This window comes from Amycolatopsis sp. NPDC059657 (assembly GCF_042734395.1).
Taxonomy (GTDB): domain Bacteria; phylum Actinomycetota; class Actinomycetes; order Mycobacteriales; family Pseudonocardiaceae; genus Amycolatopsis.
The window spans coordinates 9275-23158 of record NZ_JBHWEB010000037.1 but is presented as its reverse complement, the minus strand read 5'-3'; the positions used below and the strand labels follow the sequence as shown (position 1 = coordinate 23158).

Genomic DNA, 13884 nt, shown 5'->3' with positions numbered 1-13884 from the left:
ACGGGCCCGCGCTCACTTCTTGCGCTTGACGGGGAGGGAACGGGCGTAGCCGACGCCGCGATCGACCCAGCCGGCCAGTTCGTCGTCGGTGTCCATGGCCGCGCTGTCGACGCGTAGCCAGCCGCGCATTTCCCTGCCACCCATCACCATGGGCTCCACGTGCGTGCCGAGCAGGGAGTCGGCGTCGTCGGGGTGGACACGGACCAGGAGGCCGCCTTTCCCGCTGGCCGCCACGGACATGTTGCCGTTGACCATGAACGCCAGGCCGCCGAACATCCGCTGCTCGAAGATGCCAGGCTCGCTCGCCACCAGCGCCCGGATCCGCTCCGCCAGCTCTTCGTCGTAGGACATCGCCAGATCATCCACCAGCCGGAGCGAGGGGCTCAAGCCGATGATCGGAGATGCTTGAACGCGCAACCAAATGCGGGTACTACTGGTGACAGGGCCGGTACGGGTCCGTTGCCGCTTCAGGGGGTTCAGCCATGCGTATTGGTTTCAGTCTTCCGGTGTTCGGCAAGGCCGCGGCCTCGCCGGGCGGGATCGCGCGGTACGCGCGTGCGGCCGAGGAGGCCGGGGCGGCCGGGCTCTGGGTGGGGGACCGGCTGCTGTCGCCGGTCGCGCCTGTGGTGCCCTACCCCGGCTACGACACCATGCCCGAGGAATTCTGGACCGCGCACGATCCGTTCACCGCGCTGGCCGTCGCCGCGGCGGTGACCGAGACGGCGATTCTCGGGTCCAGCACCATCAACGCCACGCAGTACCAGCCTGCCACTTTCGCCAGGGCGTTGACCAGCATCGACGTGGCCAGCAATGGCCGGTTGCTGCCGGGGCTGGGCATCGGCTGGTCGCCGGACGAGTACGAGGCCGTCGGCATTCCGATGTCCGAGCGCGGCAAGCGGCTGGACGATCTGCTCGACCTGCTGGACACCTGGTGGTCCAAGGACATCGTGTCGCACGAGGGTGTCGGCTACTCGATCGCGGAAAGCCATGTCGCGCTCAAGCCGGTGCGCAAGCCGCCGGTGCATCTGGCCGGGTTCGGGGAGCGGGCGCTGCGCCGGGTCGCCGAGCGGGCGGACGGCTGGCTGCCGGTGTGGTCGGTGCCCGAGCAGTTCCCCGCGGACTATGTGACCGGGACGCTGGCCAAGCTCCGTGCCGACGCCGAGCGGGCCGGGCGTGATCCGGGCGCACTGGGTGTGGCGCTGCGGGTGAACGTCGCTCCTGAAACGACGCCGGAGGCCATCGCCGAGTCGGTGGTGAAGATCGTCTCGGCGCTCGAACCGGATCACACCTTTGTGGACCTCACCTACCTGACCAGCAGCGTGGACGAACACCTCGACCTGACCGGGCGGCTGCTCGAACTGACGGCCAAGGGCTGAATCACGGCCGAGGCACTCTGTCCTATGTGGACTTTCGGGCCGCGCCCGTTCGTTCGAACAGGGTGAGTGCCTCGGTCTGGGCGGCGTCGGCGTTCGCGATGTCGCCACGGTGCCGGAGGATCCCGGCGATGGCCTGGAGAGTGCGGGCCTGGCCCAAGGTGACGCCGTGGCGGCGGAAGAGCGCGAGTGCCTCTTCGCACCGGGTGAGCGCCTGGTCGCGCGAGCCGAGCGCGACCAGGCTCTGTGCCGAATCCAGCAATACGTAGGCGTAGCTGTAATCGTCCATGGGAGTGCCGGTCCGCTGCCTGAGGTGTGTGAGGCAGCGTTCGAACTCCGCCGCGGCGGCCGCGTGATCACCTTGCTCATGCCGGTAGGTGGCTCGCTCCGCCCGCGCCCAATGGACGCCGATCGGGTAATCCGCTTCCTCGAACAGGCGCACCGCTTCGTCGAGCAGTTCACCGGAGTCGTGGTTTTGCGCGCGCCGGAGATAGAGCTTGGACCAGGCTTGTTCACGCAGGTCGCCCGCGGCCACGGCGGCGTCGAAGGCCTGCCGGGCCAGCTGGGCGGCGCCGTCCCCGTCGCCGAAGACGCACACGATCCACGAGAGATTGTTGCGGTGGACGGCTTCGTCGCGCTTGCTGCCGATCGCGAGTGCCGAGCGCACGGCGAGTGTGTAGACCTCGTGCCAGGTGCCGGCGGTGCCGTCGATGTCGAGGTACCAGTGCATGGCCTCGGCGAGGTCGAGTACCGGCCGGTGCTCGCCGCGCGCGGCGGTGCTTTTCATTGCCGGCAGCCAGTTCTTGACCTCTACTTCGACCCAGCGCCGCGCTCCGTCGGGATCGCTGAACCACGGTGTCGGCTCCGGGGGCGCGCTGTCGCCGGACGGAAGAAAGTAGCGGCCCGCCGCGGTCGCCGTGCGCACCAGCCAGCCGGTGAGACGGCGTTCTGCCGCCGCTATGGCTTCAGGCGGGTCTTCTTGGGCGAGTAGTTCCGCCGCGAACACGCGGAGCAGGTCGTGGAACTGGTAGCGGCCGTCCAGGTGTGAAGTCTGCAGCAGGCTCGCGTCGGCGAGTTCCTCCAGCAGCGGGGTCGCGTCCTGGGTGTCGGCGAGTGCCATCGCGGCGCCCGCGGAGAATTCGGCGGCGGGCACGAGGGAAAGTCTTCGGAACACCGTGGCCGCGGCCGGGGTGAGCTGGCGGTAGGACAGTTCGAAGACGCTGCGGATGTCGAGGTCGCCCGCGGTGAGCGTCTTCAGCCGGGTACTGGTGTCGCGGAGCTGGTCGACCAGACCGGCCAGCGGCCAGCCAGTACGGCTCGCGAGCCGGTTGCCCACGATGCGGAGCGCGAGCGGGAGCCTGCCGCACAGCTCGACCAGTTCGAGTGCCGCCGCGTGCTCGGCCGCGACACGGGACCGCCCGATGATGGCCGTCAGCAGTGCGAGGGCGTCGTCATGGTCGAGGACGGTGAGATTGAACCTGCTGACGCCTTCGAGGCCGACCAGCAGCTGACGGCTGGTGATCAGCGTGAGGCAGCGCGGGCCGCCGACCATGAGCGGGCGCACCTGCGCTTCGCCTGCCGCGTCGTCGAGCACGAGGACGGTCGCGCGGTCCTTCAACAGGGATCGGCAGAGGCTCGCACGCTGTTCCAGCTCGGCCGGGATGGTGACGGCGTCGACGCCCAGCGAACGCAGGATCAGGTGCAGCACGTCGGCCGGGTCGTTCGGCTGGGCCGACATCCCGCGCAGCTTCAAGAACAGCCTGCCGTCGGGGAAGACGTCGGTGAGTTCGTGCGCTGCCCGTACCGCGAGACTCGTCTTGCCCGCGCCGGGAGGCCCGGTCAGCACCGCCGTGTGCCCTGACCATCGAGGGCTGCCCGTCAGTTCGTCGGCGAGCATGAGCAACGCCTCGAGGTCGCGCTCGCGGCCGGTGAGATCGTCGATGTCAGGGGGCAGCATGCCGATCACCGAGGTGGCGTAGACGCCGGTGGCGGCCTGCTGGGCGCGGTTCGACTTCGCCGCGTCGCGCAGCTGGGCCAGCTCGTCGCCGGTCAGCGCCAGCGGGGCGGCGAGCGACTCGATCGTCCGCCGCTGCGGGCTCCTGGCGATGCCGCGCTCGATGTCCCTGATCGCGCGGATGCTGACGCCGGACTCGTCGGCGAGCTCCTCCTGGGTCAGGTTGGCGCGAAGACGGTAGCGCTTGATCAGCGCCATGAAGGCAGGCGCGTTATCCACGAGGCACCAGTGAATCGAGGTCCCACAGTGCCAAGGCCTTGTCGGCGAAGGCGCCGTCCTCCTCGGTGCACTCCTCGTGCAAAACGGCCAGTGGTTCCGGGAAATCGAAGGGGGCGCGACAGAGGTTGAGCGCGCGCCAGTCGCCGGTGACGATGTCGGCGTTGGTGGTCAATTCGGTGAAGGTCGTGGTGAGCAGGTAACGCGAGCCACTGCGGCGGAGGTTGGCGATCGCGCGGCCGATGTCGTGGAAACTCAGGTGCACCAGGCAATCCCGGCACAACACGAGGTCCGCGCGCGGCAGGTCGTCCGTGAGCAGGTCGAGCACCTGGAACGACTGGCCGTGCCGTTCGATGTTGCGTGCCACGAGTTCGGGGACGATGTCGGCGCCGAGGTAACTCTCGATGCCGAGGTCCACTGTGCTCAGCCAGCCGAAGTCGCCGCACGGCAGGTCGAGCAGCGACCGCACGCCGAACCGGGCGAGCAGCGGCGGCAGGCCGATGCGCAGCGCGCGGGTCTGCTCCAGCTCAGAGCCGGGGCCGGAAACCGAGTCCGCCGCCCACATGTTGGCGCGGAAGATGTAGCCGAAGCGGTCGCGGTTGGTCATGGTCGTCAGCTGCTCGGCATGCTGCCGGAAGGTGCGCTGTGCCATGGTGATCGGCCTGTCGTCCACGGCCGCCAGGTTACTCGTTCACCATCCGGCCTGTTCCCGGTCGTGTACGCGCTGTGCGCGGGTCTCAGTTGACCGGCGTGACCTGGCGCACAGTCTAATCGAAAATGATTATCATTATGGCTAGGGTGGCGAGGTGCTTACCTCTTGCCCTCGTCTGCGCCCCTTCGTGCCCGCGCTCGTGCTTGTACTCGCCGCCTGTGCCGCGCCGTCGGCTTCGGGCGTCACCGACCGCTTCGTCGTCATCGACGCCGAGGAACTGGGCCACTTCAATCCGCTCACCGGCCATGGCGGCAATGGGGAATCGAAGGTTTACGAGAGCCTGTATCGCGTCGCGGAGGGACAGGACGACCGCATTCCCGACGCGGTGCCCGTGCTCGCCGAGGGACCGCCCGAACCCGTCGGCGGCGACCTGACCCAGTGGCGGGTGCGGACCCGGGGCGGGGTCACCTTCTCCGACGGGTCCGCCTTCGGCCCCGAAGACGTCGCCGCGACCTACAACGCGGTGATCGACCCCGCGTTCGCGTCGCCGATCGCGGCGAACTTCGACTTCCTCAAGTCGGCGAAGGCGAGCGGGCCCGACACGGTCGACTTCACGCTCACCGGGGCCTACGGCGATGTGCCGCACCGGTTGTTCCTGGCCATCGCGCCGTCGGAGTCGCTCGCGAAGCCCGGCCCGGCCGACAAGCTCGACCTCGGCGATCACCCCATCGGCACCGGCCCGTACGCGGTGACCGAACTGCGGCCCGACCAGGCGGTGTTCACCGCGCGCGACGGGTATTGGGGCGCCAAGCCGTCGGTCAAGACCTTCGTCGTGCGGCGCACGGACGACGACAAGGCCCGCGCCGCCCAGCTCGCGGGCAACGCCGACGGAACCCGGCTGCCGCCCGCGCTCGCGCACGCCGCCGCGAAGGACGGCTACCGCGTGATCTCCGCGAAGGCCAACGACTGGCTCGGCATCACCCTGCCCACCGGCGATCCGGTGGCGGGCGATCCGGCCGTCCGGCTCGCGCTGAACCTCGGCGTCGACCGCGCGGCGATGGTCCGCGACATCCTGCGCGGCGAGGGCACGGCCGTCTCGACGCTGGTCACCCCGCTGTTCGGGGTCGCCTACGATCCCGCGCAGGACTTCACCTTCGACGCGGAGCGCGCGCGCAAGGTGCTCGACGACGCGGGCTGGCGTGTCGGCGCCGACGGCGTTCGTGAACGCGACGGCCGGCGCGCGCGGTTCGACGTCGCCTATTACCCGACCGAGAACCTGCGCCGCGACCTCACCATGGCCACCGTGTCCGACGCCAAGAAGATCGGGCTGGAGCTGAACCCGGTCGCCGTCGAGAAGTCGACCATGACGCCGCAGTACCTGGCCGCGACAGCGTTCCTGCTCGGCGGCGGTGGTCAGCCGTACACAGTGGACACTCAGCTGTACCCGAAGTTCCACTCCCGCTACGCCAAACCGGGTGTCGGCTCGAAGTGGGACAACGCGTCGGACTACGTGAACCCGGCCGTCGACCGCGCGCTCGACGCGGCCCGTGTCGAGCGCGACCCCGCCAAGCGCGCGCAGCTCTACCGTGACTTCCAGGCCGCCTATCACGCGGCGCCCGCGATGCTGGCACTCGTTTCCGAGAACCACGTGTACGTGGTGCGCGACAACGGCTGGAAGTTCGGCCCGACCGCTCTCGAACCGCACGCGCACGGTGTTGCCTGGGGTCCTTGGTATTCGCTGGCCCGCTGGACCCGCTCGTGACGCGGACGCGTCGCATAGCCAGGCTCGCCGCTCGTCGACTGCTCTTCGGGGTGCCACTCGTGCTGGGGGTTTCGCTCGTCACGTTCGCGCTCGCCGCGGCGAGCCCGTTCGACCCGCTGGAGGCGTATCTGCGTGGCGTCGGCGACGGGCTCACCGAGGCCGGACGCGAGTCGCTGCGTCACACGCTCGGGCTCGACCAGAGCTGGATCGCCGCCTGGTGGCACTGGCTCACCGGCGTGCTGACCGGGGATCTCGGCTACTCGCGGGCGTATCACGAGCCGGTCGCGCAGGTGCTCGCCGACCGGCTGGGCTGGACGGCCTTGCTGGGAATGGCGGGTTCGCTGGTCGCGGTGACGGTCGCCATGGTGCTGGGCGCGATCGCCGGACTCCGCGCGGGCGGGCTCGTCGACCGGGGGATCAGCGCGCTGGCCGTGCTGCTGCAGGCGGTGCCGCCGTTCATCGTCGCGCTCGGCGCGGTGCTGCTGCTGGCGGTGACGTTCCGGCTGTTCCCCGGCTCCGGGCTGACGGATCCGGGTGCCGCGGTGACGGCCGCGTCGGCCGCGCGCCATCTCGTGCTGCCCGCGCTGGTGCTCGGGATTTCGCAGGTGCCGTGGCTGATCCTGGGTTTGCGTGAAGCGATCGTCGCGGTGGCGGGCAGCGACCCGGTGCGTGGTGCGCGTGCGCGCGGCCTGCCGCGTGGCGTTGTCGAGCGCGGGCACATCCTGCCGATGGCGGCGGCCCCGTTCTTCGCGCTGGTCGGCGGCAGGCTGCCGGAGCTGCTCATCGGCGCGACCGTGGTGGAGACGGTGTTCGCGTGGCCGGGGCTGGGTGACGCGACCGTGGATTCCGCGCGGGCGATGGACTTCCCGCTCCTGGCGATCATCACGGTGCTCACCGTCGGCGTGGTGCTGCTCGGCAATCTGGCCGCGGACGCCGCCGCCATCGCCGTCGACCCGAGGATCGAAGCCGATGGCTGAGCGGAACCGGGCCGCCTGGTGCGCTGCCGCGGTCGTCGCGGCACTGGCGGCTTACGCGATCTTCGTGCCCATCCTGTTCCCGGTCGACGAGGCGATCACCGACTTCGCGGCCGCCGATCAGGGGCCGGGTCTCGAGCATTGGTTCGGCACGGACTCGTCCGGCCGGGACCTGTTCACCTTGGTGGCCAAGGGAATGCGGGTGTCGCTGGGGATCTCGGCGGTCACCGCCGTGGTGTCCACGCTCATCGGGCTCGCCGTCGGTATCGCCGCCGGTGCGTTCGGTGGCTGGTGGGACCGGATCGGGATGCGCGTGGCCGACGCGATGACCGCGATCCCGAGCCTGCTGCTGTCGCTGCTGATCGTGTCGATGTTCCGTGGCTCGCTCGTGGCCATCGTGGTCTCGCTCGTGCTCACGCACTGGACCTCGATCGCGCGTGTCGTGCGTGCGGAACTGCTCTCCGTGCGCCACGCGGAGTACGTCGAGGTCGCGAAGCTGCGCGGGGTGCCGTCGTGGACGATCGCGCGCGTGCATTTCCTGCCCGTGGCGCTGGGACAGGCAGGGGTGGCGGTCGTGCTGCTCGTCGCGCACGCGGTGTGGCACGAGTCCACTTTGTCCTTCCTCGGCGTGGGATTGCCGCCGCACCAAGCGTCTCTGGGCACCTTGCTCGCCGACGCGGGCGACGCGTTGCTGCTCGGGCACTGGTGGCGGCTGGCGTTCCCTGCCGGCGCGATCGTGGCCGTCACGCTGGCGCTTTCGGTGATCGGACGTTCTTTCTCGGCTTCGCGAGCGGCGGTGACGGCATGACGCTCCTGCTTGAAAAGCTCAGCGTGCGCATCCCGGTGGATCGCGGCGAGGTGCACGCGGTCACCGAGGCCGACCTCGTCGCGGTGCCAGGCAGGCCGCATTTCGTGATCGGCGGCTCCGGCTCGGGGAAGTCCACCTTGTGTGCGGCCGTCACGGGAATGCTGCCCGCCACGGCCCGCGTCACCGGGCGCGTGACGGTCTCCGGGGCCATCGGAGTCGTGCCGCAGTCGGCGATGACGTGCTTCACCCCGGTGCGCAAGCTCGGCAAGCAGCTGGCCGAGACGGTGCGCTGGCTGCGCGGCGAGCGCGGGCCGCGCGAACTGCTCGATCTGGTCGGGCTGGAGGCGGACGCGCTCGGGAAGTATCCGCACGAGCTGTCCGGCGGGATGCTCCAGCGGGCCGCCATCGCCGCCGCGATCGCGGGCGATCCGGCGGTGGTCGTCGCGGACGAGCCGACCTCGGCGCTGGATCGCGAGCGCTCCCGTGCCGCCGTCTCGCTGCTCGCGAAGCTGGCGGTGGACCGTGCCGTGCTCGTCGCCACGCACGACATCGAGGCGTTGCGCGGCGCGGACGCGGATCTGTCGGTGATGTTCGCGTCGCGGATCGTCGAGACCGGGCCGGCCGCCGAAGTGCTTGCGGCGCCTGGGAATCCGTACACGCGTGACCTGCTGGCCGCACTGCCCGAGAACGGGCTGCACCCGTTGCCGTTCCCCACGCCCGATCTCGTCGGCCTGCCCGACGACTACCGATACGGAAGCTGACCATGCTCTCCGCGCGTTCCGTCACCGTCGGCCACGGCCGCACGATCCTGTGCACCGGCTTCGACCTCGACATCCGGCCCGGCGAGATCGTCGGGCTGGTCGGTCCTTCCGGCTGCGGTAAGACGTCGCTGGCCCGAGTGCTCGCCGGACTGGCCAAGCCACTGAGCGGCCAGGTCCTGCGGGACGGTCCGGTGACGATGCTGTTCCAGTCGCCGAGGCGGGCGATGGACCCGCGGCTCACGTTGCGCCGGTCCATCGCGGTCTGCGCTGACGGCGAAGTCGGCTGGGAAGCCTTGTGTGCTCGCGCGGACCTGCCGGTCAGCCTGCTCGACCGCTACCCGCGGCAGGTGTCCGACGGTCAGCTCCAGCGCGCCGCCATCGCCCGCGCGCTCGTCGGCGAGCCGAAATACCTGCTGTGCGACGAAATGACCGCGTCGCTCGACCCGGCCACCACCGCCGCGGTGGCCGCGACACTGCGCCGGGCCGCCGCCGACGGCGCGGGTGTGCTCTTCATCAGTCATGACCTCCCGCTGGTCGACGCCATCGCTTCCACGAGAAAGGTGCTCACGTCATGAAACCGCCCACTCTGCACATCCTCACCAGGGGCGACCTCCACAACCTGGAGCTCACCCCGCACGAGGCGATCACCATGGTCGAAGACGGCTATCTCGCCTTCGCGGCCGGGAAGTCGCGGAACCCGGCCAAGCTCATGGTGCCGATCCCCGACCCGGAGCGGGACGCGGTCACGTACTCGATGCTCGGCTACGACGGTTCACTCGAACAGGCCGCCTTCAAGACGAGCTATCGCCAGGGCAGCACTTCGGCCGAGAAGTACTACACGACCATCACGCTGTACGACGACACCACCGGCACCCCGTTCGCGTTGCTGGACTGTCACCGTGTCGGCGCGACGCGCACGCCGGCCAGCACCGCGCTGCTCGCGCGGGAATGCGCCACGCCGGGCGCGCGCTCGGCGCTCATGGTCGGCACTGGGGCACAAGGGATCCGGACACTGCCGTACCTGCTCACCGCGTTGCCGAAGCTGGAGCGGTTGCGGTTGTTCGGCACTCATCCCGACGGTATCCGCGACAGCATCGCCGCGCTGGCGAACCAGTTCCCGGAGCGCGAGGTGGAGCTGGTCTCCGACGTCGAGGCCGCGGCCCGCGAGTCCGACATCGTGATCGCGGCGTCGGGGCGGGCGGCGCACCCGAAGATCCAGCTCGGCTGGCTGCCGCCGGGCGGGCTGCTGATTTCGGTGGCCAGCAAGGGAGTCCAGGAAGGCACGCTCGCCGAGGCCGACTACACGGTGGCCACCAGCGCCGCGCAGGTCGAGGTGACCGGGCAGCGGATGGCGGGCCCGGACGGCGTGTTCCACGTCGACGCCGAGCTGCCCGAGATCCTGGCTGGTCGCGTGGCGGGGCGTCGCGGCGACGAGGACCGGGTGTTCGCGTTCAGCAGCGGCATGATCATCACCGACATCCCGGTGGCGCACGCGCTCGCCGCGCGCGCCATCGCGGCAGGCCGCGGCCAGGAGGTGGCGCTGTGGTCGTGAAGTCGCCGCCTTTGCCCGCGCTGGAGCGGCCTTGGGCGCCGAAGCTGCGGGGTTCGGCCATGCTGTGGGACATCGCGCGCGCGGTCGGTGGCGGGCCGTTCCACGTGATCCACCCGGCGACGTTCGCGGAGAACCTGGCCGCGATGGTCGACGCGCTCGCCGCCGAGGGCGTGCCGGGCACCGTCTACTACGGGAAGAAGGCGAACAAGGCGTCGGCGTGGCTGCGGGAATGCACCGGGCCGGGCGCCGGGGTCGACGTCGCGAGTGTGCCGGAACTGGTGCACGCGCTGGGGAACGGCGTGCGCGGCGAGTCGATCGGGGTGACCGGCGCGGCCAAGCCCGACGGCCTGCTGTGGCTCGCGCTGCGGCACCGGTGCCTGATCGCGGTGGACGCGGCCGACGAGCTGGAGCGGCTCGCTCGCCTGGCGGGTGAACTCGGCGAGACGGCCGAGGTGCTGCTGCGGGTGCGGCCGCCGATGGCTCCGGCGAGCCGTTTCGGGTTCGCCGAGGAAGCGCTCGCGGCCGCTGTGCGCCGGTGTGCCGAGCTGGGTGTCACAGTGCGGGGCTTTTCGTTCCATCTCGACGGGTACGACCCGGTTCCGCGTGCCGAACTCGCCGTCCGGCTGATCGGGCTGTGCCGGGATGCCCGTGCGCTCGGGCATCCGGCTACGAAGATCAGCATCGGCGGTGGGATCGCGGTGTCCTATGTGGATGCATCGGATTGGGCGCGGTTCGAGGCCGGTCGCGGCGATGAGTGGTTCCACGGCGGCCGGAATCCGGCGCGGACGTATCCGTATCACCAGGCGCCGACCGGCGCTTCGATGGTCACCGCGATCCTGCGGCATGACGGCCTGGCCACGCGGTTACGCGAAGCCGAGATCGAGCTGCTGCTCGAACCGGGCAGGGCGCTCGTCGACGGCGCCGGGTTCACGGTGTTCCCGGTGCTGGGCACGAAACCGAGCGGCGAGCACCTCATCACGACGGTCGCCGGCCTGAGCATGAGCCTGTCCGAGCAGTGGAAGGGCAGCGAATTCCTGCCGGACCCGATCCTGGTCAGCGCGGTGCAGAGCGGCGGGCCGGTGCGGACGGCCGTCTCGGGGTCCAGCTGCATGGAGTACGACGTCCTCACCTGGCGCACGGTGGAATTGCCCGCCGCGCCGCGGTTCGGTGACCTGCTCGTCTACCCCAACACCGCCGGCTACCAGATGGACAAGAACGAAAGCGGCTTCCACCAGCTGCCGCTGCCACCCAAGGTGGTGGCCGACGGTGACCGCTGGCAGCTCGACACCGATTACCCGATCCAGGAGATCCGATGACCATCGTCCAGCGCGCCTCCGACCTGATCGGGGACACCCCGCTGCTGGAGCTGGCGCGCACCGGCACCGGGACGCGCCTGCTGCTCAAGCTCGACCACCTCAACCCGACCGGCTCGTGCAAGGTCCGGATGGCCAGGCAGATGATCATCGAAGCCGAACGCGACGGCAGGCTCCGGCCTGGCGGGCACATCGTCGAGCCGACGTCCGGGAACACCGGCTGCGGGCTGGCGCTGTTCGCGCTGGAGCGCGGGTACCGATTCACGGCCGTGGTCGACCAGCACGCGGCCCGCGAGAAACTGCGCATGCTTTCCGCGATGGGCGCGGAACTGGTGTTCGCCGAATGCACACCCGGCAGCGGCCCGAGTTCGGTGCAGCGCAGGGAGATCGCGGCGCGGCTCGCGCGTGAGCTCGGCGCGTTCCACCCCGATCAGCACAACAACGACGGCAACAGCAACGGGTACCACGGCCTGGCCGCGGAACTGCGGCGCCAGCTCGGTTCGATCGACGTGCTCGTCGCGGCGATCGGCACCGGCGGCTCGCTGTGCGGCACGGTCCGCGGGCTGCGCAAGGCAGGCGTGTCCACGCGGTCGGTGGCCGTCGAACCGGTCGGCTCGATCATCTTCGGCGGCCCGGCGGGCGTCTACCACCAGACGGGCGCCGGCAGCCCGGCCGGTTTCCCGATCGGCACCAACGTCGACCGGTCGCTGATCGACGACGCGCACCGCGTGTCCGACTGCGACGCGTTCGCCGGCGCCCGCGTGGTCGCGCGCCGGACCGGCATGCTGGTGGGCGGGACCACCGGCGGCGCGATCCACGTCGCGCTGCGGCGGCTGTTCGCGTATCCGGCGGGCAGCACGGTCGTGGTGCTGTGCAACGACGCGGGGGAGAAGTACCTGGACTCCGTCTACGACGACGAGTGGCTGCGCGCCCGCGGGGTGCTCGACGAGCTGGCACACCGCCGGGTGGAGCGCTGGTTCACCACCTACGCGGTGTCGGTCAGGGTCGCCGAGCGCGACGCTTTCGCTCCGGCGCTGGCGGTCAGCGCGTGACCAGGACCATGTCGGCTCCGGTCACCGGTTACCGCGCGCTCACGGCACTCGCCGCGCCGATCGCGGGCATCCAGCTCGCGCAGGTGGCGTTGACCAGCGTCGACCTGGCGATGCTCGGGCTGCTGGGCGTGTCCGCGGTGGCGGCGGGTGGGCTGGCGATCCTGCTGTACAACCAGATCCGGACGATGTGCGTCGGCATGGTCACCGGCGTGGGGAACCTGGTGGCCACCGCGGCGGGCGAGGCCGAACGCCGCTCGGGCGGTCTCGACGACCGTGCTCGCGACGAGATCCGCTCACTGCTCCGGTCGGCACTGCTGGTGGCCACGCTGGCGGCTTTCGCGGGCGCGTTGGTCCTTTGTGGACTGGCTCTCGCGTTGCCGTTGCTCGGCCAGCAGCCGGAGATCGTGTCGCTCGCGCGGGCGATGATGTTCGCGCTGGCGGGCGGGTTGTTCCCGATGGTGTGGCTCAACGTGTTGCGCCAGTTCGCGGTCGGCCTCCGGCGCCCCGGCTCGCTGCTGGTGGTGACACTGGTGTCGATTGTCGTCAACGCGGTGTGCAACGCGGCGTTCATCTACGGCTGGGCCGGTCTGCCTCAGCTGGGCGTCGCGGGCGTCGGGCTGGCCACAACGGTGGTCCAGTTCTTCACGCTGGCGGCCTTCGCGTCGACGGTGCGGCGCGACCCGGAACTGCGGACGATGGTGTCGCTCGCGGCATGGCGCGCGGACCCGGCGGTGGTCAAGCACATCGTCCGCCACGGGACCCCGATCTGTTTCACCTACGGCTCGGAGGCCGCGATCACGTCGATCGCGACGGTCCTGATGGGCGCCTTCGGCCCGGCGGCACTGGCCGCGTCGAATGTGGTGAACCAGTTGGCGTACATCGTCTACCAGTGCAACATCGGCCTGTCCCAAGGCTCGTCGATCCTGGTCAGCCGCGCTTCCGGCCGCGGCGAAAGGGAGCTGGCCCCGGTGATCGCCCGGCAGGCGTTCACGCTGTCATGGTCTTTGATGGCGGTGGTGAGCTTGGGCTACGTGGTGGTTCCGCAGGCCATGCTGTGGCCGTTCCTGCGCGGCGAAACGGACACGGTCGTGCTGGCGACGGCGTCGACGCTGCTGCTGTTCGCGGTCGCGCAGCAGTTCTCCAAGGGCACCCAGAACATCCTGGTCGGCCTGCTGCGCGGCCTCGGCGACACCGCCTCCGGCCTGCGCTGCACGCTCATCGGCTACTGGGGCGTGGGCGTCCCGGCAATGCTGGCCTGCGCTTACGTCTTCGGCTGGGGAGGCCCGGGCGTGTGGACGGGCCTGTGCCTGGGGTTCGGAGCGACCGCCGTTTTGCTCGCCCGCCGCTTCAAAGGGCTCGTGAGTGGTATGGCCGGTTAGAACCGGCCATACCACTCACGAACCCGCT

13 protein-coding genes are annotated in these 13884 nt (G+C 70.4%); 10 read left to right on the top strand and 3 right to left on the bottom strand.

Translation table 11 applies throughout. The features are described 5' to 3' along the window. Nucleotides 1-12 precede the first annotated feature (12 nt). Nucleotides 13-351: a TfoX/Sxy family protein gene (locus ACFV15_RS21075; RefSeq protein ID WP_378352186.1), complete on the bottom strand. Its 339-nt coding sequence runs from the start codon at nucleotides 349-351 to the stop codon at nucleotides 13-15. A 131-nt stretch (nucleotides 352-482) separates the two neighbouring features. Between ACFV15_RS21075 and ACFV15_RS21070 the strand changes: the two genes are divergently transcribed. Then, the gene (locus ACFV15_RS21070; RefSeq protein WP_378352185.1) at nucleotides 483-1376 is read left to right on the top strand and encodes a TIGR03619 family F420-dependent LLM class oxidoreductase; all 894 of its coding nucleotides are present in this window, start codon (nucleotides 483-485) and stop codon (nucleotides 1374-1376) included. A gap of 22 nt (nucleotides 1377-1398) precedes the next feature. Here ACFV15_RS21070 and ACFV15_RS21065 read toward each other — a convergent pair whose 3' ends face one another. Together ACFV15_RS21065 and ACFV15_RS21060 are read right to left on the bottom strand one after the other, a co-directional pair. Further along, nucleotides 1399-3606, bottom strand: coding sequence for an NB-ARC domain-containing protein (locus ACFV15_RS21065; RefSeq protein WP_378352184.1), 2208 nt, complete (start codon nucleotides 3604-3606; stop codon nucleotides 1399-1401). Then, entirely contained in the window at nucleotides 3599-4276 is a 678-nt protein-coding gene (locus tag ACFV15_RS21060; RefSeq protein WP_378352183.1) for a class I SAM-dependent methyltransferase, read from the bottom strand. The genes ACFV15_RS21065 and ACFV15_RS21060 overlap by 8 nt, the downstream gene beginning before the upstream one ends. A 133-nt stretch (nucleotides 4277-4409) precedes the next feature. On the opposite strand from ACFV15_RS21060, the gene ACFV15_RS21055 reads away from it, so the two are divergent. Genes ACFV15_RS21055 through ACFV15_RS21015 form a run of 9 tightly spaced genes read left to right on the top strand, consistent with a single transcriptional unit; the run spans nucleotide 4410 to nucleotide 13856 of the window. Further along, nucleotides 4410-6017 carry an ABC transporter substrate-binding protein gene (locus ACFV15_RS21055; protein WP_378352182.1) on the top strand — a complete coding sequence of 536 codons (1608 nt, stop codon included), beginning with the start codon at nucleotides 4410-4412 and terminating at the stop codon, nucleotides 6015-6017. After that, complete coding sequence (locus ACFV15_RS21050; protein ID WP_378352181.1) at nucleotides 6014-6994, top strand: ABC transporter permease; 981 nt, start codon at nucleotides 6014-6016, stop codon at nucleotides 6992-6994. Before ACFV15_RS21055 ends, ACFV15_RS21050 begins: the two co-directional genes overlap by 4 nt. Further along, nucleotides 6987-7799: an ABC transporter permease gene (locus ACFV15_RS21045; RefSeq protein ID WP_378352180.1), complete on the top strand. Its 813-nt coding sequence runs from the start codon at nucleotides 6987-6989 to the stop codon at nucleotides 7797-7799. The genes ACFV15_RS21050 and ACFV15_RS21045 overlap by 8 nt, the downstream gene beginning before the upstream one ends. Continuing rightward, nucleotides 7796-8560, top strand: a complete 765-nt coding sequence (locus tag ACFV15_RS21040) for an ATP-binding cassette domain-containing protein (protein ID WP_378352179.1) — start codon at nucleotides 7796-7798, stop codon at nucleotides 8558-8560. Before ACFV15_RS21045 ends, ACFV15_RS21040 begins: the two co-directional genes overlap by 4 nt. 2 nt (nucleotides 8561-8562) lie before the next feature. Beyond that, on the top strand, nucleotides 8563-9135 hold the full coding sequence (locus ACFV15_RS21035) for an ABC transporter ATP-binding protein (protein ID WP_378352178.1): 573 nt from the start codon (nucleotides 8563-8565) through the stop codon (nucleotides 9133-9135). Continuing rightward, entirely contained in the window at nucleotides 9132-10112 is a 981-nt protein-coding gene (locus tag ACFV15_RS21030) for an ornithine cyclodeaminase (RefSeq protein WP_378352177.1), read from the top strand. The genes ACFV15_RS21035 and ACFV15_RS21030 overlap by 4 nt, the downstream gene beginning before the upstream one ends. Next, nucleotides 10109-11428 carry an alanine racemase gene (locus tag ACFV15_RS21025; protein ID WP_378352176.1) on the top strand — a complete coding sequence of 440 codons (1320 nt, stop codon included), beginning with the start codon at nucleotides 10109-10111 and terminating at the stop codon, nucleotides 11426-11428. The genes ACFV15_RS21030 and ACFV15_RS21025 overlap by 4 nt, the downstream gene beginning before the upstream one ends. Continuing rightward, nucleotides 11425-12477 (top strand): PLP-dependent cysteine synthase family protein, encoded by a 1053-nt coding sequence (locus tag ACFV15_RS21020; protein WP_378352175.1) that lies wholly within the window; start codon nucleotides 11425-11427, stop codon nucleotides 12475-12477. Before ACFV15_RS21025 ends, ACFV15_RS21020 begins: the two co-directional genes overlap by 4 nt. Continuing rightward, complete coding sequence (locus ACFV15_RS21015) at nucleotides 12474-13856, top strand: MATE family efflux transporter (RefSeq protein WP_378352174.1); 1383 nt, start codon at nucleotides 12474-12476, stop codon at nucleotides 13854-13856. Before ACFV15_RS21020 ends, ACFV15_RS21015 begins: the two co-directional genes overlap by 4 nt. The last annotated feature ends 28 nt before the right edge of the window (nucleotides 13857-13884 follow it).